We start from the raw sequence: 21,553 nt of genomic DNA on the forward strand, positions 1-21,553 counted from the left end.
CCCGTTAGGTGTGCGCGAGTCAATTCGAAACAGGAGCTGAGTATGTCGACCTTAGAAGTCTGGATCATTATTATTTTGATCGTCGGTGTCATAGCCAGCAATCTTGCTGCGCTGAAGTACAGTGCTAAGTTCAAACTGCCGCAGTTCGGTCAACATGGTAAAGATAAGCAGATAAAGTCAGATACTGCCAAGCCTTCGGCAGCAGACAATGATGACGATGCGGCTTCAAATAAGCCAAGTTCAGCGGACTCAGAACCCAATAAAGCAGATCAAAGCAAAACTGAACCACCTAAGCGCTAAATTCAATGGCGGCTTTTAAAAAGTGAGTCTAAAGATGGCTCTTGAACATGCCTTTTAAAGACTGTGCTATAAACACTGAGCAATGACGTTCGCAAACATAGAAAAGGCGCCACAGGCGCCTTTTTTGTCTCTCAAATAACAAGCTAGCCAATGCCACTCATCAGCCTTAGGCTTTTTTCGCTGATGTGCGACTCAATGGCTGCTCCTCAAGGTGCGCCACTAAAAAGACTAAAAAGCGAAACAGGGATTTAATCTTAAGATCATGATTTTTATTGGGCTCAGCCGCGACTAACTTCTGCAGCGATTTGATTCTAGCGTAAGTATTCTCGACTAAAGCGTCGTTCTCTTTACCCACATATTTATTAAACTCGGCAAATTCACCAATAAATTTCAGTGTCACTTTACGGTGATTTAATGCAGTGAGTGCTGCGCCCTCTTTCAGTTTTGCCTCAAAAATACTGCATTCTAAACCGCTGGCGATCGCACTTTGCGACAAACCGCTGCTTAAGGCATCGGCCAGAAAACCCAAATTGGCTTTTAACTCGAAGGCAATCGCCTGCTTACTGGCGCTCGATTGCTGCCAGCGACTGCGTTCCTTATCGAAAATATCGTATAGCTCTTTCCAAATGCTCATGCGCTTTGCCTACCTTGCACTTAATCGCTCCCTTCGTATATAGCACTCGACTTTTTTGAAATGCTAGCGTTTTTAATACTAGCGACTGAAAGTTATCATAAATTTAAGGTTTTCGGCATAGCGCTATGATAAATAATGGTTTAAAGCACATTCACACTAAAACTAAAATCGGCATAAAAAAATGGCCCGAACGAGTCGGGCCAGAGTGCAAGCCATATTCACTGTGAGAGCCATGTGAAAACTGCCTGAGTGAGAAACAAGCTCAGTGCAAACTCATGACTAACTCACTACTCATCTAATGGCATATAAAGTTAAAGCGCTTGCGATTTTTTCGCGTTATTTTTCTCGGCGGCGAGTCGACGCTGCGCTTCTTTTTTCTCACGGCGCGCTTCAATCACTTGATTCACATCGCTACCGATATGCGCTTCATTACGGGCCTTAGCCAAATTCACTTGACGTTCACGCTCAACGAAACGTTTACGCTGGTCGTCAGAAATTTTATCGATACAATGTGGGCAACTGACACCTTGCACATAGGCAGGACTCTGTTTTTCAGCTTCGGTGATTGGCATACGGCAAGCATTACATTGATCGTATTGGCCTTTCTTCAAGTCATGATTTACCGCAACGCGGTTATCAAATACAAAGCACTCGCCTTCCCACAGGCTTTCTTCCGCTTTGACTTCTTCAAGGTATTTAAGAATACCGCCTTCGAGATGATAGACCTCATCAAAGCCTTGCTCTTTTAAATAAGCAGTTGATTTCTCACAGCGAATACCGCCAGTACAGAACATGGCGACCTTCTTATGTTTAGCAGGATCAAGATTCTGCTTCACATATTCAGGGAATTCTCTGAAGGTTTCAGTCACAGGATTAATGGCATTTTTGAAAGTGCCGATTTGCACTTCATAGTCGTTACGGGTGTCGACTAAAATCACGTCCGGATCAGAAATCAGCGCATTCCAATCTTGAGGCTTCACATAGGTGCCAACCACTTTAAGTGGGTCAATACCTTCAACGCCCATAGTCACGATTTCGTTTTTCAGCTTGACTTTAGTGCGGTAGAACGGCATTTCATCGTCAAATGATAACTTGTGAACGATATTGTCTAGGCCATTTTGGCTATTAAGCCACACTAATAACGCTTCAATCGCTTCTTGAGTGCCAGCAACTGTGCCATTGATCCCTTCACTTGCGAGGAGCAGAGTGCCTTTGATCTCGGCCTGTTCCATCATAGCGAGCAATGGCGCTCGGATAGATTCAAAATGCGGTAACGACACGAATTTATATAACGCACATACGACAACTTTAGCCATAACACCCTCTTTGCTGGCTGGAACTTAATTTCCAGTGCATAAACAAATCAATCATCTGCAGCCTTGCTGCAGATCCCAAAAATAGCGCGGAATTCTACCTGAGTCACAGCAAGATAAACACAGATAAAATACAGGGTCTTTAATTCTTTACGCACAGTGGTGAGAAAAATCATTCTATGATGGTAATTTAAGCAGAAATCCCAGTATGAAAGCGTTACCATCTGCGCCCTTTGAATATTGCATGATTGGCACGCAACATTCGCATTGGCATGCTCGCGTCGTCAATAAGCAAGTATGAACACGCTGACATCAGCTTTAGTCGCATCAACTTCCACGCATGGCGCCGCACAGTAGAGGAAATCCGAATGACTCTAGCCGTCTTATACACCTTCCGCCGTTGCCCCTATGCCATGCGAGCACGTTTGGGACTCTTATTAGCCCAATGCAATGTTGAAGTCCGTGAAATCACCCTTAAAGCCAAACCACCACAAATGCTAGCGGCCTCATCTAAGGGTACTGTGCCAGTATTAGTACTAGCAAACGGCGAGGTGATTGCCGAAAGTCTTGAGATCATGCGCTGGGCACTCACGCAAGCAGATCCCTTAGATCTATTGTGTCAGCAAAATCCTGCTATTGAAGATAAAATGGCACAGCTTATCGCGAAAAATGATCAGCAATTTAAACCATGCCTTGACCGCTATAAATATGCCGACCGTTACCCTGAGCAAACGCAAGCTTATTATTATCAGCAGGCGAGTCATTTCCTCCTGTAACTTGAAACATGCTTAGGGCAACACCCCTTTTTAGTCGCCGATACACCTCGCCTTGCCGACTACGCAATCATACCTTTTGTACGCCAGTTTGCCGCAGTGGATCTTAAACGTGCGCTTAGTGATGATTTTCCGCGAGTCGCCGCTTGGCTGAATCGACTTATTTCGAGTGAAATATTTATTCGTGCGATGGAAAAATATGTGATCTGGGACGCTAGCCATTCTCCAACTTGCTTGTTAGGAGACGTGTAAGCCAATAAGATTTAAAGATTATTTTTATTTTATGTTATAGCCATCGGTAAAATATTCAAGTAAGGTATTTGCTACTAGGTAACTAATTTAGCTAATCGTAGCTAGACAATCTTCTCAAGAAAAGTAACCACGCCTAAAGACTCAAGGACGTGAATGATAGAACACAAGGATAAGACAGTTGGAAAATATGGATATTAATATCGTTATTATGCTTGGGGGCCTGGTGCTATTGCATTGTCTATTTGCCCTTCGGGCTTTCAAGAGTAAAGTGGATCTCAGCACCAACAAAAAGTGCTTATGGTGCCTACTGAGTCTGATACTCGGCCCTATGGGTTATTATGGTTTTCACGGTTTTATTCCCCTAGATAGAATTCTCAAAGACTAAACGGTAAAACTGAATACCTTCAAAAAGCCAGTCATACCATTGATTTAATTATCAAATTAAGAAAAAATAGCGCAACCTTAAGCTGCGCTATTTATACGACCCAGTTTAATCAAACAAGGCATGACAGTTAACTACAAATGACTGTGCAACAATACCGAGTCATCAGGAACTTTTTGGATCACAGGCGCTTGCCCTTCAGCCAAGGCTTGTTTATAGCTTTGATTCATTTTAAGGGCGAGATACAAATCTGGCCGGATCAAAATACCCCCCTCCCCTGTCTGCATGCCCGCTTGCTCAAACCAACTCAGCATCTGCCGTTTACGTCCCGCAAGCACTAAACGAACGCCACGTTTTTTAAGCAATTGATGTAAATCAGCCAACATGGCCATCACGCTTAAATCCAAATGGGTAAAACAAGGCACTGCATCAATAATGATGCAATCGACAGGCTCAAATTCCCGAATAAACTTTTCCAGTAAACGACGCTTAAAATACGTCGCATTAAAGTAAGTTAACGGCGAATTAAAGCGATATATAAATACTCCTGGAACCGATTTAGCTTTACCCGATTCATCGACACTACGGATAACGCCCTTATGATCTAAACCAAGCACTTGATCCGTAGGCCGCATCACAGTAGCGAGGAACTGGAATAAACCCAGTAATACAGCCAAGGTTATCCCAGGGATAACCCCAATAAACAACACAGAGAACAAAGTGATACAGGCAAGTAAAAAAGCAGACCTATCCCGCACTCGTAGATTCCACAGTGACTTTAAATCGATAAGCGAGATAGAGGCAATCACCAGCACCACACCTAAGGCGGCACTGGGGATGAACTTCAAAGGCGCAGTGAAAAATAGCGCCACAACACCAATCAATACCGCCGCAATGATAGACACTAACTGGCTCTTACCACCATTGGCATCATTAACCGCAGTGCGGGAATCCGCGCCGCTCACCGCAAAACCTTGAGATATGGCAGACGCTATATTGGCTATTCCTAACGCCCTGAACTCTTTATCGGCATCTATATCGTAACCGTTTTTTGCCGCAAAGCTTCGAGCCGTCAACATCATGCTCACAAAGCTCACCATGGCTAAGTTAAGCGCCGGTACCACAAGCTCACGGGCAATACCTAAATCAAATACAGGCGCTTGGAATGAAGGTAATCCAGAGGTCACTTCTCCGACGACGCTAATATCAAAGCTCGTCAGGTTAAACACCCAAACAAGGAAAGCTGCCATCGCCATTGCGCACATAGAAGCTGGCCATTGGGGACGAAACCGTTTCACTAAGGCATAAGTCGCTAGCGTCACAATCCCCATAGTCAATGTCGGCCAATGGGTTTTGGATAAGTAGGAAGGCGCACCGCTGAGGCGTTCGATTAGATAACGCTCATCGAAGGTAAAACCGAAGATTTTTGAAAACTGTCCCACGATAATGGTAATTGCAACGCCATTAAGCAACCCCATCAAAATCGGCTTTGATAGAAAATCGGCGAGCACCCCCAGCCTAAAACGACTCGCAATCAAGCACCAAAAGCCTGTCATGGCCGTCATGGTCATCACTAACTGCCAGTGCTTCATGCTATCCCCTGCAGCTAGGGGCGTGACAACCGCGGCGATAACAGCACAAGTCGCCGCATCTGGACCCACGATTAATTGTTTTGAGGTGCCAAATAGTGCGTATACCAACATTGGTAATACGCAGGAATACAAACCCACGGCAGCATTCACACCAGTAAGCTGGGCATAAGCAATCGCTACGGGTAATGCCACAGCGGCAACGGATAAGCCTGCGCGCACATCATCCCTAAGCCATTGCTTTTCATATTGTAATAATTGCGCCAATCCCGGCATAAACGAAATCAAACTAGGGAACTTCACTCGGCAACCTCCATATACACACTATCAAGATAAGCAACAAGTATAACTGAGACTGAAAATGTTCAGCTAAAAGGTCATTACCTAAAAAGCCATCAATAGTATGTTGGTTATGGCATAAAGCCAATCATTACGCGAGTGTCTTCCTCAGAATATTTATAGGCTTAGGCACTTAATTCAAGCCAAGCTAGCGTAATATCATAGGTAATGACACTAAGAGCAAGCTGCCCATAAACCAATTAAAATGGCGCTTACGTCTATCGGTATTGAGTTTCTTACTGATCGCTGCACCAACAAATACCCAAGTAAATGATGCAGGAAATCCCACTATGTTGAACATTAATACGCCAAGAAACGCACTCAACCAAAAGCCATCGCCACTTAATGTAAAAGCGCTACACAGGGTAATCGTCGACATCCAAGATTTAGGGTTAATCCATTGAAATAATGCAGCTTCAATGAGCGTCATAGGTTTTCGCCCATCATCCAAATGCGTGCTCTGCACTGGCGACGTCACTAATTTGTACGCGAGATACAGCAAATATGCTAAAGCAAAATATTTCAATACTTGGTGCAATACCGGTAATGCTTCAAACAAGGTACCGAGGCCGAATAATACCGCAAGATGTAAAGAGGTCGAACCCAAGCGGATCCCTGCAATATGTGGCACGGTACGCAGCACACCAAAATGCGCTCCAGAGCTAGCCAAGAGAATATTGTTCGGTCCTGGAGTCATTGTCATAGTCGCGCAAAACAGCGCGGTCGAGGCCATTAAAGTCCATAATTGTGGATCATAAAGCAGTGCAGTATTCATATTCGCCTTAAATTGTATGCATACATTTGTTGACATAAAAAGATGCAATAAATAATATACGGAGAATATTAGAGATCAATGGATTTATTGTCATGGGTACAATCTGGACACCAGACCTAACGACTTTTTCAGGCCCGAAATATCAGCGCTTAGTCAGTGCCATAGAACAAGGCATTTTGCAGAAGGTGTTAACCCAAGGTAGTAAACTGCCACCACAGCGCCGTTTAGCCGATGCCTTAGGCATCACTATTGGCACCGTGACCCGCGCCTATGCATTGGCGGAACAAAGGGGTTACGTCGAAGCGCGTGTGGGAGATGGCACCTATGTCAATGCCTCCCCTGTACCTGAAATGGGTAACGTACAATTGAATATGGCGACCTGTCAGCAGCCACTCACAGATCAAATCAGCACCCTAAGCGATTGCCTCAGCCAATTAGCGAAAGACCCCACTAAATTGAGTCAGTTACTCGGTTATCGCGCCAGTCCATTAGATCAACACCAACAAGTGTTCCACCAATGGTTAAACCAACGCGGCATACAGCAAACGCCCGAGCAACTGGTCTTTACCCATGGCGGCCAGCAAGCCATTTTTGCCTGTTTGAGCGCATTTTTATCAACAGGCGATGTACTGTTACACGAGCAATACAGTTATCCAGGCGTGAGAATTTGTGCTAAACAGCTTGGTGTCACTAGCGTTGGAGTGCCCCTTATCCACGAAGGATTAGATCTGCCGCGCTTTGAAGCCCTATTACAGATCCACAACCCTAAATTAGTCTATCTCACACTGAATAATCAAAACCCCACTTGCATTCAGTACAGTGAATCACAGCGGCAGAAAATCCTTGAATTATCAGAGCAATATCAATTCTATATCATTGAAGATGACGTGAATTATTGTTTACCTGAAGAATGGCATTCGCCCCTGTGGCAATTAGCAAAACAGCTGGCGATCCCAAGGGTGATTTATATTTCCAGCCTGTCAAAATTGTTTTCTGGCGGCTTAAGGCAAGGTTTTATTCTGGTTCCTGACCCCCTTATCGCCCAAGTGCGACTCGCTATTCATAGCCAATGCTGGATGGTGTCGCCGCTGAATATTGAAATAGCCTGTCAGTTGATAAAGAAAGGTCATATCACTGCAGAACGAGATACGCTCGTACGTCAACGACAACGTCACTGTATCGCCATGGGCGAACGGCTGGGATTAACCCAAACTTGGCGAGGGTTAAACGGTTGGATACAACTGCCAGAAGATATCAAAGCCCATCATCTCGTTACCGCACTGGCCGCAAAAGGCATATTAGTCCGTAATGGTGATGACTTTAATTGCCATGACAATTTTATCCGCTTGAGCCTTGGTGGCGCCGAAAACGACACTCAATTCAATATCGCGGTTGAATGCATAGAGTCGACCATACGTTCCTTAGTGCAAAATGCTTATTCAGTAGTGTAATGACTGCTTGTATAACAGCGACCTTTCTGCATAAACATGGCTTTCTAGCAAAGTCATTTTAATACTCTTTTTTGGGCTGTAATCTATAGCTGCAGTAAGATTTGCCATAAAACTTACGCAGCTATGATGCCTTGAATGTGCTATTTGAGAAATATTCTTCAGCTAATCAAAAAATATTTCGATAATAAATCTTTTGGTAACTTTAACTTATCCAACAGCGTCATCACCTTCGCTTTCATGCTCTTCCGCTTTTACCTTTGCTAAAGCAGATTCTGCTGCTTTTTCTTGGGCTTCCCGCTCTGCAATCGCTTGCTGCACTTTGGCTTCTTCTAAGGCTTCAATCGGCAACAGGCTAATCAGCTCAATACCATTCGGGAACACAGTATCGTTGCCTGACACTACGACGACCTTACCTTCCTTCGTCAGGTAAACCAGTGGCATAGCCGTTTCACCGTAACGCTTACGGAAATGCTCAAAGCTGAAGTTTTCGGTTAAATTGGTCACTTTAAGCTGAGCGCCTTTCGCCATTAGGCTGGCTATCTTGGCATAGGACACGGCATCACCAAACAGACATAAACGCTGCTTGTAGCTTTCAGAAAGTTGGTGGCGCGCACTGCCAACTTCGGTATTATTAAGACCAAAAACTTTTTTAGCACCAAAAAAGTCTTGGAAATGAAAGCTCACTAACGGGTTTAACTGTCGGTAAGGTGAAATAATCAATACGCGGCCAATTCCAGTTAAATCCATATAAGTTTCAGCATGTTCCGAAACAGGATTACCAAAATACACTGGAATATTATCCATACGCGCGAGCCTAATGTTATCCCAGTTATTATCAGCCAATAGCACTTTGACATCTTTAGCTTTTAAGATTTTAGCTAATTCACGGGAAAATTTAGAGGCGCCAAAGATCAATAAGCCTTGAGCAGAATCGGCTTTAACCCCAAGAAATCGTGCCCAACGTCCCGCCGTTAAACTTTGGACCACCACAGTGCCGATAATAATTAAGAACACTAAGGGCACAATTGCATCTGCGCCCTGCACATTATTGGCTTCTAACTTGATTGCAAATAACGAAGATACCGCCGCGGCCACAATACCTCGAGGGGCAATCCAGCATAAAAACCACTTATCCGCTTTCGACAGAGATGTGCCGATACCAGAAGCCCAAATACTCAGCGGTCGTGCCAATAACATGGTCACAGCTAAAACACCCAGTCCACCCCAACCTAAGCCGAGCATGGCATTAGAATCTAATCGCGCCGCCAGTAAAATAAACAGTGCAGAAATTAACAGTACGGTTAATGTCTCTTTAAATTCAAGGATTTCAGCAATATCCACACCACGCATATTCGCAAGCCAAATGCCCATAACTGTCACAGTCAATAAACCCGATTCTTCTTGTAATAGGTTCGAGCCGACAAAGATACCCAGCATTAAGGTCAAAACGGCGGTATTACGCAGATAGTGTGGCAATAGGTTGTGTCTTAAGATTTGTCCCGTTAGATAACCCGCTACTGCGCCAAGTCCTAATCCGAGGGACAACATAGAGCCTAAGGCATAGAGCACATGCGTCGTTTGATTGCTGGCAACGGTTATGTATTCAAAGACTAACACTGCGAGCAGCGCGCCTATTGGATCAATCACTATGCCTTCCCAACGCAAAATACTCGCCAGCTGGGATTTAGGACGCACACTTCTGAGCATTGGCACGATAACCGTAGGTCCAGTCACTACCACTAGCGCCCCAAAGAGCAATGCAATTTCCCAACTAAAATCCAGTAAATAGAAGGTGGCCGTACTGATACAGGCCCAAGTGATCACGGTACCGATAGTCACAAGATGCGTCACCATACGACCATGATCTTTGATTTCTTTGAAGTTAAGAGTCAAAGCCCCTTCAAATAAAATCACGGCGACCCCGAGGGAAATTATCGGAAAAAGCAAATCACCAAAAATCGCATCAGGATTGAGGAATCCAAGCCCAGGGCCTAAAGTGAGCCCACATAGCAACAAGGGTAAAATCGCTGGTAACCGCAGTTTCCAGCCAAGCCATTGACAAAATAACGATAGCACTCCAATTAGCGCTAGCATGCCAGTAATGTGTTCAACCATATAAATCCTTTAGATAACTGAGCTAAATACTAATGAGCTTAGCTTTAATGACGCAGACGACAACAGCATGAACAGTAAGCTGAAATTATCTATTCGATATATCCACTGTTAAATATGACTCTTCCCTCATCACCTATGGAGAAAAAATCAAGAAAACGGAGCAATCTAGCGACATTAAGTAAAATAAGCTGTAGTACAAATCCGAAAACATCAGATTTACCTTAAATAAGGATTTAAACTTAAAATAGAAAAACAAAAAAGCCTTATCTTTCGACAAGGCTTTAATCATTTGATGAAGCGAAGACATTGATCAGCAATACACGCTGGTGACTTTCGATAATACGCTAGCTCAAACTTTTATCGTTATTAGGTGTCAACTATAACGATGAGCTAATGCCTAACAACTAAAATGCGTGTGGGCCCTACTCACTTGATAGACACAACCACATTTATACATATTTACCGAATCCAAATAATAACGCAGGGGATAAATCCCCTGCTTAACACCATTAATCCCTACGGCTACCGTAGTAATCGTGCAGTTCGTTTTCCCATTCAACATCTTTCATATTGGGCCAATGGCCTTTATCAAACCCCGGCGCCGTTTTGAGTCGCTCTAATGATATGTCCATGACAAAACATTTTTGCTCATGATTAAGTGTCAGCATCTTCCAAGGTACTGCAAACAGCTTTTCTCCAAAACCAAAATAAGTACTGAACGACAGTACCGCATACCCGACGTGGCCCGTTTCCACTTCAAGCATAATTTCTTTGATATCCCCTAAGGTTTCACCAGAATTATTAACAACATTATTGCCGATCAGTGTTTCAGCGCCCATCAGATATGGGCCGGGTCCTTGTGCCAATGATGGAGAAGCGAACTGTGGATTGTTGTAAATGCCGTAAACATCGCGATCATGATAATTCATTTTGTTGACCTCTTTATTAGCGCAGCCCATGAAACTGGACAACGGAATAAGTGAAATACCAAACGTTGGTTTCGAATTGAACATGTCCGTCATTGGACATAAATAGAGTATGCATCTCTACAATCACTCGCTCTGTTCGGCATACCGCTTATCAGGTACATCGACTCGTCAGATCCCTGTAAGTGCGCCAGCGTACCGACATCCCATTTGCTACGGCACAGACTCATGTTACCCAGTGCAAAATTGCCCCGGTATCAGGAAGATTAGCCATGTCAATTGCGACTATTTTATTGATTATTTTAATTTTGTTATTTCTCGGCATGCTCCCCACTTGGCCCCATAGCCGAAACTGGGGTTATCGTCCAGGTGGCCTTATAGGCATAGTGCTACTGGTGCTGATTATATTGCTGTTAACGGGACGCGTTAGCTAATGCCCCCATTTTTACTCTTTATCAAAAAGGATAATCTGATGAGAACAATTAAAATGTTAAGTATCTTCCTGCTGGCTCTAGGCTTAGTTGCCGTGGCCAGTTGCAGTTCTGCATACAACAAAGAAGGTACTGGCGAGTATTTAGACGACAGTGTGGTCACCACCAAAGTAAAAGCTGCCATTTTAGGTGATAAAAACTTAAGTGTGGCCGAGATTAATGTTGAAACCTTTAAAGGCGTGGTCCAGCTCAGCGGATTTGTTAAATCGCGTGAAGATATCAATACTGCGGTAAAACTGACAAGCAAAGTCCCCGGCGTCATTTCAGTCAAAAATGATATGCAACTAAAATCTGGCGCACCTTCACCGCAACTAAAAAACTAGTCATTTAATCTCCATCATTCCGCAGCCGCGTTCTGATGCTGCGGCCCTTCTTTTTGCAGCAGATTTTCTGGTGCCAAGTCAATGCCACCACAGGTTGAACCGCTATGCCCACTCAACACCAAGACACATTAGCCCCACAAATTCAGAACCGATTAATCCGTCATCTGCCAGTGGTGGAACAAGCAGATTTATTATCGCAAGCTGAATTAGTCCAACTTAACTTTGCCGACTTACTGTGCAAGCCTGGCGAGTCATATCAATATGTCTATTTTCCCTTAACGGCTTTTATTTCTTTGATTGCTAAACTCCCCAAACATCCGGCATTGGAAATGGGTTTGATTGGTTACGAAGGTATGCTTGGAGCGACGACTTTGCTGGGCACTCGGCAAGTGCCTTCAGAGGCGATCATCCAAGGTTCTGGTCAAGCTTGGCGGCTCCCCATTGAAACCTTTGAAGGCTTGCTCGCTCAAAATACCAATCTGAAGCAAATAGTAGAGACTTATCTATACACCTTGTTATGCCAATTATCACAAAATGCAGTCTGTGCCCATTTTCACTCCATTGAGTCTCGGCTAGCACGTTGGTTGCTAATGAGTCACGACCGAATTCAGACTGATGAGCTATATCTAACCCATCAATTTTTAGCCGACATGCTGGGTGTTAGGCGAAGCAGTATTACCGAGGCCGCAGGCAATTTACAGACCCGCGGCAGCATTTCATATAATCGTGGGCGATTACATATTCTTGATCGGCAAGCTCTACTTGCCCGTTGCTGCAGTTGCTATCACTCAATGCGCACTTAAGTGCATATTTTCCACTCAACGATTCAAAAAACCTGCCATTATGTTCGCTACCGTACATAGCATAGGTGTTTCTCGCTGTAACCTGAGTTAGCGACATCACCAAACAAGGACACGCTATCATAATGGACACACTAAAACTGAAATCTGTATCAGAGCGACCGCCACCGGAAACTCACTTCCCGCCAGAATCCAATCGGTTGTTATGTGAATTGCCAGAGGAAGTCAAACAACGTATTTTCCCGCATCTGGAACTGGTTCCATTAGAACTCGGACAAGTAGTCTGTGAAGCAGGCTCAAAGCAGCGTTATGTGTATTTCCCGCTGGACTCGATTATTTCGCTGCTATATGTGATGGAAAATGGGGCATCCGCTGAAATTGCTGTCGTTGGCAATGATGGTATGGTCGGCGTTGCACTGTTTATGGGAGGAGAAAGCACCACGAGTCGCGCTGTGGTGCAAAGTGCTGGCGTTGCCTATCGCTTGTTTGGTCAGCGGCTTAAAGACGAATTTAACCGTCATGGCGCCCTGCTCCATCTGTTACTGCGTTACAGTCAGGTGCTACTGACCCAAATGGCCCAGACCGCGGTTTGCAATCGCCACCATAGTATTGAACAGCAACTGTGCCGTTGGTTACTGCTTTCGATAGATAGATTGCCCGATGATCGCGTGTTAATGACACAAGAATTGATTGCCAATATGCTCGGCGTACGCCGTGAAGGTGTCACCGATGCAGCAGGAAAACTGCAACGCATGGGGGTAATCAATTACAGTCGTGGGAATATTGAAGTGGTCGATCGCGCGTTACTAGAACAAACCTGTTGTGAATGTTACGCAGTCGTTAAGCAGGAATCAGAACGGCTGATGCCACCTCAACAAGCGCAGCAAACATAAACGTACTGTGGATAAAAATACACATAACGGATGGCTAGACCACTCGTACAACAGCCATTCTATCGTTATCCCATATGCCACTTCAGTACTAAACCCACAATGGTACTGCAGAGCATAAACAAAACAGGCAGTCATCAACCCTACACGCCAACATGGCGCAAACTGATGCAGCCTAATATCCGACACATTACCTTTGTAATCAATGAATTATTATTGATTATATCGGCCCGCCCAGCAAACAAAAAACGTGCCGAGCGGCCAATATTGCCATCACTAATCCCATGCGCGCTAACGCACAGACGTTCAATATTTAGCAGGTCATGCTGAATGTACGGTTCATGCACTCTTGCACTACACCGGGTTACTTGAGGTTTATATGAAAAAATTCACAGAACAACATAAATCCATCGATAACGATGCACAGAATTCCAACACCAACAAAGCCAATCCTCCCGTCGTAGCCCGCAACCGTCAGATGATCAAAACCACAGTTGCGGATAACGCTAAACAAGACGTGGATACCAGTAAAAGCACAAAAAATAAGCGAGGTTGAAGAACTTAAATCAAACAACAAGGAAGGTAACAGGACTGAAAAAGAGCCAAATCATCACTCGTTAGACTAGGACGTGACGAACAAACAGGGAAAAGTTTCATTGATTAAGTGCAAAAACTAAACCATGCAGTAACACACTGCGTTTAGCTCAAGCCGATGCAACCCTTAGTGTACCGGCCCTCTTTACTCAGAGGAGTAGATCATGAATTTCCGTGGCGTCAAATTACTCACTCATACCAACTGACTCAAAAATGGGGCTATTCACCAGCATATTGACTGTGCATGGTGGAATAACAAACCTAAAGACCACACTCGGTGCACTGTTTCCGAGAAAGGAATTTCAAATGAACATCAATAAAAATCAACAACCACAGCAATATCCAATCGGTTTACAGCGAGCCAAGCACTTCTTAATGGCAGGCTGTATTGCAACAGCGCTCGTGGGCTGCAGTTCAACGCCATTGACTAAGACCGCAGAAATGGAACGGGCTGAACACACCATTGCCCGCGCAGAGCAAGCAAGAGTCGGCCAATATGCCTCAAATGAACTGGCACAGGCCAGACTTAAACTTCAATCTGCAAGCAGCGCATTACTCAATATGGACACTGTCAGCGCCGATCGTTACGCCATAGAGGCGAGCCTTGAGGCCGAATTGGCCCAAGCTCGCGCTGAGCTGGCACAAGCCAATAGCGTCAATAATGAAATGAAAAACAATATCAGCATACTGCAGCAAGAAATGTTACGCCGTTCAGGAGGAATTCAGTAATGAAAAAACTTATCGCTTCGTCGGGTCTGCCTTTACGTTTTAGCCGTCATCTACTGGCATATAGCCTACTCCTAACCACAGTAGCAGCTTGTAGCAGTACGCCCAAAATAGCTGAAGGCATCGGTGATATCCGTACAGAACTTAATAAACTGCAAGCGAATAATGAACTGGCAATTTTAGCCCCTGCTGCCATTAAACAAGCTGAAGAAGCCGTTCGCGCTGCTGAACAACCGGTAAAAGATGAGCAACAATCACAGCACCTAGTGTTTGTTGCTGATAAGAAAGTCAATATTGCCTTAGCTCAAGCGCAGAGCCGCTTTGCCGAGGATCAACACAAAGTCCTCGCTAAAAAACGCGATGACGCCAGATTGGATGCTCGCACCACAGAGGCCAATCAAGCCCATCAAGATGCGCGCCTAGCCCGTGCTGATGCTGCTGATGCGCGTCAGGAAACGACCGAACTGCAAACCCAGCTCACATTGCTGAATGCCCGTCAGTCAGAACGTGGTTGGGTCGTAACCTTAGGTGATGTTTTATTTGATACTGCCAAAGCGGATCTTAAGTCATCGACCAGTCAACATCTAACCAACCTAGCGAACTTTCTGAACAAGTATCCCGCGCGTGGTGCCATGATTGAAGGGTATACAGATAGCGTAGGCAGTGAGCAATACAATCTGGGTTTATCGCAGCAAAGAGCTGATAGTGTTAGCCATTTTTTACAAGGAAAAGGGATCCAATCCAATCCAATCGGCTCAGTAGCCTAGGTAAAGGTGAAAGCTCACCTGTTGCCAACAATGAGTCCGCCAGTGGCCGCCAGCAAAATCGTCGGGTTGAAGTCATCCTCACCGACACAGCACAGGCTCCACAGTAGCGATCACTTAATCATATTAAGATTTCAGCGTGATCCTTGCTGACATTTGAATCGAGTCTCATCGCTAATAAGATGAACAGCGCAGAAATTAAGGAGATCAGTAAAAAGCAAAAAGCCCCATCTTTCGATGGGGCTTTTTGCAATTTGGCGGAGCGGACGGGACTCGAACCCGCGACCCCCGGCGTGACAGGCCGGTATTCTAACCAACTGAACTACCGCTCCAAATTCTTCCATATCCAAATATTTGACGGGTATCTAACCCACTAACCCCAGCGTGACAGGCCGCTGATATTAAAACAGAACGATAATTCAACACACTTATCAAGGCTCTGCTTAAGATGCGAAGAATAATACGGTTGAGCCCTGCAGGCGTCAACCGTTTTTTTACTTAGATTTATCATTTGATTAAAAAAAAGCCAAATCAATTGCAGACCTTGATTTATATCCCAAATATCGCTGCAACGTTCCAGTTCAAAGTCATAAATCAAACATATTAAGCAACGCTTGGCTAACGGTCTTTATCTGCCTCATCTGGCATAGTGAGATCGATTTCATCTAATGAAGGCGCTGCGGGTAAATTTGCAGATGCTTCATTCAATAAACGTAACTCCGCGGCAGCTAAGGCCTGCGCCAAACTTTGGCGCTTACGCCACACAATTAATCCCACCACGCCTAAGACTAATAAGATAGCGTTGACTGTAATGATCCAGAACATTGCATCTTTCTTCGCAAGCTCTTCTTCCTCTGCCGCTTTTTGTGCAGCAACAGCAGCCAACTCTTCGGCACTTGGTGGTGGTTCTGGTGGTTCAATTAAGTTAAAGAAAAGCTCAGGTAAATCCAGCACGATTTCACGACCAGTGACAGTCGTCGTAGCCACAAAACCTTTAATTCGATAACTACCAAACTCTGTCACTGTAGGTAAATCTAATTCAGAGTCAGGCTCAGTGAGACCATTTACAACCAAAGGCAGTTGCAAGCCAGCAGGGCCGACTAACTCAAAGGAAAAATGCGTCTCAGCCAGCTGCAACACTGTCTTATCCACGTGTAACATGACTTTCCATTGCCCTGTTAGCGGATCGTCAGGGGTAATAACTTCTAGATTAATTGGCCGAGGTGACAATTTAAACGGGAATGAAACCTGCCGTTCAAACACATTATTACGTGCCTGCACGACAAACTCATAATCACCCCAAGGCTGCTTTATATTGATATTGCTGGTAAATACACCATCGTCAGGTTTTTCATCGTAATCTTCACCATTGTCTTTATAAGAACCAACAATAATATCACCCGCGGCAAAGTTTTCATCGCCCGCCTTATGTTTACTCACAAAATGTGCAGTCCATTCGACTAAATAATCTAACCCAGGCATACGCACACGCTGCTCGTCACCCATTAACTGCGCGACAATTTTAACTTGTTCACCTTGGAAGATTGGCTGTGGTAAAGTCTGGACTTCGATTTCGAGTTTAGAGAGCTTCTTAAGGGTTGAACCTGAGACAACCTTGCCCACCAACTGCCAAGGTCCGGGCTGTGGTGACTCAATGTAAATAATATCGCCCGTTATACCATCAACCCACTTAACGGTTTCTGGATGACGATTGGCATACCATTTACTGCCATCGGGTAACACTATGACCACGGGCGCAGAGCCATATTCACGCTCCACTAATAAGGTCATGTTATCGACCATATGATCAATACGAAAACGGTTTTTAAGCTCGGAAGCCGTCTCCAATCCTACAATCGGTGCAGCCTTTGGTGGCTTGACGACTTTTTTGGCGGGATCTAGGTCAGCGGCCAATACACTCGCCACACTAAATAACAGCATAGTGACAACAAGGCAAAGCGCTAAAATGGGTTTATGGCGCGACATAGGCATAGTAATTCTTCTATCCTCTCCAGAGGCATTTACCTGATTTTGCGACTAAATCAAGGCGTTGTTCATGCATTGTCAGTTCATCGGCCGATGCGCCAATCACTTTAAGATTAAGTGATTGTGGATCAAAACGTTGAATCCCCCCCGCTTCCTGCCCTGCTTCTTCATTAGACAAATTAAACTTTGTCTGCCCGCCAGTCATGATCAGATAAACATCGGCGAGGATCTCGGCATCGAGTAATGCGCCGTGGTACTCGCGGCGAGAAGTATCGACGCCGTAACGCTTACAGAGCGCGTCGAGATTGTTTTTCTGGCCGGGATGTAAAAACTTAGCAATCTCTAAGGTATCGAGGATCTGACAAATATCAGCGGTTTTCGGACCACGCGGCTGCAGCAGTGAAAACTCATGATCCATGAAGTTCACGTCGAAGCTCGCGTTATGTGCGACGATTTCAGCACCGTCGATAAAGTTGATAAACTCTTGAGCAATTTGATGGAAACGCGGCTCTTTGGCAACGCGCTCATCGGTAATACCGTGAACGGCGATGGCTTCGGGATCGATTGCTTGACCTGGATTGATATATTGGTGGTAATAACGCCCCGTCAAACGACGGTTTACCACTTCCACACAACCAATCTCGATGATCCTATGGCCTAAATAGATGGCGCCGCTGCCCTGGTTCATACCTGTGGTTTCGGTATCTAAAATAACCTGACGGCTAGCATTAGAGATAATATTCATGTTTTTATGCGCTTCTTATGACAATTTTTAGTTATACTCGGCCGAAATTCCCGGCTATGGTAACAATTTGATGACTGAACTAAAACTGATCCACATCTTCACCGACGGCTCTTGCTTAGGCAATCCCGGTCCTGGCGGCTATGGCATTGTAATGAATTATAAAGGCCATACAAAGGAGATGTCCGACGGTTTTGCGCTCACGACCAATAATCGCATGGAATTGTTAGCCCCAATCATAGCGTTAGAAAGCTTGAAAGAGCCTTGCCAAGTCGTGCTCACCAGCGACAGCCAATATATGCGCCAAGGCATAATGACATGGATCCATGGCTGGAAGAAAAAAGGTTGGATGACATCAAACCGTACCCCAGTCAAAAACGTTGACCTATGGAAACGATTAGATAAAGCCTCACAGATACACACTATCGACTGGCAATGGGTTAAAGGTCACGCAGGACACGCCGAAAACGAACGTTGCGATGTATTAGCTCGCACCGCGGCAGAATCTAAACCAACCCAACCCGATTTAGGTTATCAGCCTTAACCCAGTGCTACTCAGTGTAAACTCGCTAAATTCGAAAAAATAAGTTCGATGCCATCACGCCTAAGTTAAGCACTTGGGCGTGATGACTTAATTCGCGATTCATCTCACAGTTTAAGCTTACCGTCAAAATTAACCTTTTAAATAAATCGCTTAAGCTCACTGTTTACGAGGGCCATTGCTATCAAACGGCTTATTTCAGTTCCACACCTGCAATATTGAAAAAATTCTCACAAAACAGCACAAAAGCTTGACCTAGGGATGTCGCCTGACGGCTCTTATGGGTGATGCGATAAAACTGCCGCTCGAGTACGAGTCCCTCAATCGTGACTAACGCTAACTCTTTACGACTGATTTCTTTCTCCAGCGCCAACTCAGATAACACCCCAAGCCCAGCACCTTGTTTCACGGCCAATTTAATCGCATCCGGCGTAGTAAAGCAGAATTTAGCCTCTGGCTGCATATCCAACTCATTGGCGGCATTTACAAAATATTCGCGAGTGCCCGATCCTTCCTCACGTAGCACCCAAGACAGGCCTTTAACAACTGCAGGTTTAACCACTTTCCCCGCCAGAGGATGCGCCGGATGACAAAACACCAGCAGCCTATCCTTATGCCATGCCTCGACACTCAAACGATTGTCAGTGCAATGGCCTTCAATAAAACCCATTTCAGAGCGGAACTGAGCAACCGCTTGGATAACATCTTGAGTATTAGTAATCGCCACATCCACATGGGTTTGAGTATGTTGCTGACAAAATGCCACTGCGGCTTTCGCCATTAGATAATTGCCGATTGTCGAACTGGCACTGATGCTTAAACGCCCAACCAGATCACCACCATGATAAGTAAATGCCTGCTCAATTTGTTCAACGCGGTGTAATAAATCCGTTGCCAATGGCAGCAGTAAATTACCCTGGGAGTTAAGTTGTAATCGATTGCCAATACGTTCAAATAGGCGGGCATTTAGCTGCTTTTCTAATTCAGCTAAGGCCATAGATGTCGCCGGTGGTGATAAACTCACTTGTTCAGCCGCCTTTGCGACTTGGCCGCTACGTGCCACAGCTTCAAATACCGCCAATTGTCTTAAGGTGATCCGCATATTAAAACCTGTACTTAAAAAGGAAATGGCTTGTCAGTTTTCCGAATGCTCTGATAAATGCCCCGAACGACCCGCTGTCGGCGCCGTGGTCCAATTTGTCTGCCGCACCTTACGTTTATCGCGAATAGGTGTGAGTGGCGACTCGAGTTTACGTGCCACAATCAAATACAAACTGCCCGCGCTAGGAAGCCATGACGCTAAACTCTGTTGAAAAAATCTACCTTGGGTAAACTCGCCCATTAATGGGTGATAGACCAAACGCTCATCCCCCACCACTTGATAACCTAATAAACCTAACCAATCTCGCACCCTCGAAGGCATAAAAAAACGGCCATTCCAAGGAAGACAATCCTGATATTTAGGCCATAACTTACCCAAAAATACCGGACTCAAGGGATTAAAACCGACGATAAAAAGATAGCCTCCGGCGATGAGTACCCTATCGGTTTCGCGAAGAATACGGTAAGGATCGGGTTCAAATTCGAGCAATAGACTCATTACCACCGCATCTATCGCCGCATTCTGCAGGGGTAAATGGCAAAAATCGCCTTCAATAGAGGTCCCTTTAGATGGCGAGAGTGAAAAATGATGGGCGACTGGCGACGCCATGCTCGACAATTCGGCACTCAAAGGCCCTAACTTTAATAAATGATAACCAAAGACTCTTGGCCACCAATCTTCAAGCTGTTTAGCGACGGCTTGCTGTAGTGCCTCACCATTGGGTAGGTCACTCCATTGTTCGGGCTTGAGCTCAGTACTAAAATACGACACAGAGTTCCTCCGTTAGTTGGGTAGACAAGTATCCAATGGGGTCAAAGATGACCAACATTATGCCACAGGGCAAAAGCGGCAAAGGTCGCCAAGGGCCGTTCACTCATGGATAATACCTTTATCTTCAAATTGAAATACGGACATAGGCAGTTCTATGCTCACTATAACAGCGATCAAAGCCTTTAATGACAATTATATCTGGGTGTTACAACAACAGCCCCATACTCAGGTTTATGTTGTCGATCCCGGCGATGCAAATGTGGTCATTGACTACCTGCAAGCCAATCAACTCACACTAGCGGGCATTTTACTGACCCACCACCACAATGACCATACGGGTGGCGTAGCAGCGCTTCAAGCCTATAGTCATAGTAGACTCACGGTTTATGGCCCAGATAATGAGAAGATCGAAGGCATCACACATCCACTGCACGCAAAAGCCAAGCCCAGATTCACACTGGAGTATCTCAGCGCTGAGCTGCAAGTCCTAGATGTACCAGGCCACACAGCAGGACATATAGCCTACGTTGTTGAAGATGCCTTATTTTGCGGTGACACCCTGTTTAGCGGCGGCTGCGGACGCTTATTTGAAGGCACGCCAGCGCAAATGCTCAACTCACTACAGCAACTTGCCCAGCTTCCCGCCAACACTCGGGTTTATTGTGCCCATGAATACACACTTTCAAACCTCAAATTTGCCCTCGCGGTCAATCCCAACAATCGCGAGCTCCAAGACTATAACGAACGCGCGATGCAGTTACGTCGCCAAGACAAAGCGACTGTTCCCTCCACCATCGCTTTAGAGCGTGCCATCAATCCCTTTTTACGCCCAAGCGATACTGAAATTGTCGATAACATAAAACAGCATTTTAGCGGTCTAAATCACGCAAATTTAGACGAACTCAGCGGTTTTACCTTACTCAGACAGTGGAAAGATAATTTTTGATCACAAAAGCAATATTATAGATTGAAAT

General features: G+C 45.1%; 22 protein-coding genes, 1 tRNA gene and 1 pseudogene. 13 read left to right on the top strand and 11 right to left on the bottom strand.

Annotated features, from left to right (window positions below; all coding sequences use genetic code 11):
• Window positions 1–42: 42 nt before the first annotated feature.
• Window positions 43–300, top strand: coding sequence for a DUF2897 family protein (locus HQQ92_RS10345; protein WP_173245123.1), 258 nt, complete (start codon window positions 43–45; stop codon window positions 298–300).
• Between the two features lie 166 nt (window positions 301–466).
• Here HQQ92_RS10345 and HQQ92_RS10350 read toward each other — a convergent pair whose 3' ends face one another.
• Both HQQ92_RS10350 and HQQ92_RS10355 read right to left on the bottom strand, forming a co-directional pair.
• On the bottom strand, window positions 467–934 hold the full coding sequence (locus HQQ92_RS10350) for a hypothetical protein (RefSeq protein WP_173245126.1): 468 nt from the start codon (window positions 932–934) through the stop codon (window positions 467–469).
• Window positions 935–1,245: 311 nt separating this feature from the next.
• Window positions 1,246–2,250: a rhodanese-related sulfurtransferase gene (locus HQQ92_RS10355; protein ID WP_173245129.1), complete on the bottom strand. Its 1,005-nt coding sequence runs from the start codon at window positions 2,248–2,250 to the stop codon at window positions 1,246–1,248.
• Window positions 2,251–2,615: 365 nt separating this feature from the next.
• Here HQQ92_RS10355 and HQQ92_RS23930 point away from each other — a divergent pair.
• Both HQQ92_RS23930 and HQQ92_RS23730 read left to right on the top strand, forming a co-directional pair.
• Window positions 2,616–3,272: pseudogene (locus HQQ92_RS23930) on the top strand (glutathione S-transferase).
• A 187-nt stretch (window positions 3,273–3,459) separates the two neighbouring features.
• Window positions 3,460–3,657: a hypothetical protein gene (locus HQQ92_RS23730; RefSeq protein WP_028760072.1), complete on the top strand. Its 198-nt coding sequence runs from the start codon at window positions 3,460–3,462 to the stop codon at window positions 3,655–3,657.
• Window positions 3,658–3,788: 131 nt separating this feature from the next.
• Here the strand turns inward: HQQ92_RS23730 and HQQ92_RS10365 are convergent, their stop codons facing one another.
• Together HQQ92_RS10365 and HQQ92_RS10370 are read right to left on the bottom strand one after the other, a co-directional pair.
• On the bottom strand, window positions 3,789–5,546 hold the full coding sequence (locus HQQ92_RS10365; protein WP_028760073.1) for a SulP family inorganic anion transporter: 1,758 nt from the start codon (window positions 5,544–5,546) through the stop codon (window positions 3,789–3,791).
• A 184-nt stretch (window positions 5,547–5,730) separates the two neighbouring features.
• Window positions 5,731–6,357 (bottom strand): LysE family translocator, encoded by a 627-nt coding sequence (locus HQQ92_RS10370; RefSeq protein ID WP_028760074.1) that lies wholly within the window; start codon window positions 6,355–6,357, stop codon window positions 5,731–5,733.
• 92 nt (window positions 6,358–6,449) lie between these two features.
• On the opposite strand from HQQ92_RS10370, the gene HQQ92_RS10375 reads away from it, so the two are divergent.
• Window positions 6,450–7,808, top strand: a complete 1,359-nt coding sequence (locus HQQ92_RS10375; RefSeq protein WP_173245133.1) for a PLP-dependent aminotransferase family protein — start codon at window positions 6,450–6,452, stop codon at window positions 7,806–7,808.
• A 207-nt stretch (window positions 7,809–8,015) separates the two neighbouring features.
• On the opposite strand, the gene HQQ92_RS10380 is transcribed toward HQQ92_RS10375, so the two are convergent.
• Both HQQ92_RS10380 and HQQ92_RS10385 read right to left on the bottom strand, forming a co-directional pair.
• On the bottom strand, window positions 8,016–9,923 hold the full coding sequence (locus HQQ92_RS10380) for a sodium:proton antiporter (protein ID WP_173245136.1): 1,908 nt from the start codon (window positions 9,921–9,923) through the stop codon (window positions 8,016–8,018).
• Window positions 9,924–10,432: 509 nt separating this feature from the next.
• The gene (locus tag HQQ92_RS10385) at window positions 10,433–10,852 is read right to left on the bottom strand and encodes a PRC-barrel domain-containing protein (protein WP_028760076.1); all 420 of its coding nucleotides are present in this window, start codon (window positions 10,850–10,852) and stop codon (window positions 10,433–10,435) included.
• A 269-nt stretch (window positions 10,853–11,121) separates the two neighbouring features.
• On the opposite strand from HQQ92_RS10385, the gene HQQ92_RS10390 reads away from it, so the two are divergent.
• From HQQ92_RS10390 to HQQ92_RS10420, 7 genes are all read left to right on the top strand, one after another.
• Window positions 11,122–11,283: a DUF3309 family protein gene (locus HQQ92_RS10390; protein ID WP_081729035.1), complete on the top strand. Its 162-nt coding sequence runs from the start codon at window positions 11,122–11,124 to the stop codon at window positions 11,281–11,283.
• Window positions 11,284–11,321: 38 nt separating this feature from the next.
• Window positions 11,322–11,663 (top strand): BON domain-containing protein, encoded by a 342-nt coding sequence (locus HQQ92_RS10395; RefSeq protein WP_028760077.1) that lies wholly within the window; start codon window positions 11,322–11,324, stop codon window positions 11,661–11,663.
• A gap of 104 nt (window positions 11,664–11,767) precedes the next feature.
• Entirely contained in the window at window positions 11,768–12,466 is a 699-nt protein-coding gene (locus HQQ92_RS10400) for a Crp/Fnr family transcriptional regulator (protein ID WP_105252418.1), read from the top strand.
• Window positions 12,467–12,588: 122 nt separating this feature from the next.
• A complete protein-coding gene (locus HQQ92_RS10405) occupies window positions 12,589–13,356 on the top strand; it encodes a Crp/Fnr family transcriptional regulator (RefSeq protein WP_028760079.1) in 768 nt (255 codons plus the stop codon).
• A gap of 376 nt (window positions 13,357–13,732) precedes the next feature.
• On the top strand, window positions 13,733–13,909 hold the full coding sequence (locus tag HQQ92_RS10410; protein ID WP_254306321.1) for a hypothetical protein: 177 nt from the start codon (window positions 13,733–13,735) through the stop codon (window positions 13,907–13,909).
• 344 nt (window positions 13,910–14,253) lie between these two features.
• Window positions 14,254–14,676 (top strand): DUF4398 domain-containing protein, encoded by a 423-nt coding sequence (locus tag HQQ92_RS10415; protein ID WP_173245138.1) that lies wholly within the window; start codon window positions 14,254–14,256, stop codon window positions 14,674–14,676.
• Window positions 14,676–15,440, top strand: coding sequence for an OmpA family protein (locus tag HQQ92_RS10420; protein WP_254306322.1), 765 nt, complete (start codon window positions 14,676–14,678; stop codon window positions 15,438–15,440). Before HQQ92_RS10415 ends, HQQ92_RS10420 begins: the two co-directional genes overlap by 1 nt.
• Before the next feature lie 252 nt (window positions 15,441–15,692).
• Here HQQ92_RS10420 and HQQ92_RS10425 read toward each other — a convergent pair.
• The 3 genes from HQQ92_RS10425 to dnaQ form a co-directional block, all read right to left on the bottom strand.
• Window positions 15,693–15,769: transfer RNA gene (locus HQQ92_RS10425), tRNA-Asp, on the bottom strand.
• A 286-nt stretch (window positions 15,770–16,055) separates the two neighbouring features.
• Complete coding sequence (locus HQQ92_RS10430) at window positions 16,056–17,429, bottom strand: TIGR03503 family protein (RefSeq protein WP_173245141.1); 1,374 nt, start codon at window positions 17,427–17,429, stop codon at window positions 16,056–16,058.
• 10 nt (window positions 17,430–17,439) lie between these two features.
• Complete coding sequence (dnaQ, locus tag HQQ92_RS10435; protein WP_173245144.1) at window positions 17,440–18,168, bottom strand: DNA polymerase III subunit epsilon; 729 nt, start codon at window positions 18,166–18,168, stop codon at window positions 17,440–17,442.
• A gap of 70 nt (window positions 18,169–18,238) precedes the next feature.
• Between dnaQ and rnhA the strand changes: the two genes are divergently transcribed.
• Window positions 18,239–18,709: a ribonuclease HI gene (gene rnhA, locus HQQ92_RS10440; RefSeq protein ID WP_173245147.1), complete on the top strand. Its 471-nt coding sequence runs from the start codon at window positions 18,239–18,241 to the stop codon at window positions 18,707–18,709.
• Between the two features lie 190 nt (window positions 18,710–18,899).
• On the opposite strand, the gene HQQ92_RS10445 is transcribed toward rnhA, so the two are convergent.
• Together HQQ92_RS10445 and HQQ92_RS10450 are read right to left on the bottom strand one after the other, a co-directional pair.
• Window positions 18,900–19,808, bottom strand: coding sequence for a LysR substrate-binding domain-containing protein (locus HQQ92_RS10445; protein WP_173245150.1), 909 nt, complete (start codon window positions 19,806–19,808; stop codon window positions 18,900–18,902).
• Window positions 19,809–19,841: 33 nt separating this feature from the next.
• Window positions 19,842–20,579 carry a class I SAM-dependent methyltransferase gene (locus HQQ92_RS10450; protein WP_173245153.1) on the bottom strand — a complete coding sequence of 246 codons (738 nt, stop codon included), beginning with the start codon at window positions 20,577–20,579 and terminating at the stop codon, window positions 19,842–19,844.
• A 154-nt stretch (window positions 20,580–20,733) separates the two neighbouring features.
• On the opposite strand from HQQ92_RS10450, the gene gloB reads away from it, so the two are divergent.
• Window positions 20,734–21,525: a hydroxyacylglutathione hydrolase gene (gene gloB, locus HQQ92_RS10455; protein WP_173245156.1), complete on the top strand. Its 792-nt coding sequence runs from the start codon at window positions 20,734–20,736 to the stop codon at window positions 21,523–21,525.
• Window positions 21,526–21,553 lie beyond the last annotated feature (28 nt).

Source organism: Shewanella sp. DC2-4 (assembly GCF_013248875.1).
In the GTDB taxonomy this organism is placed as follows: Bacteria; Pseudomonadota; Gammaproteobacteria; order Enterobacterales; family Shewanellaceae; genus Shewanella; species Shewanella oncorhynchi.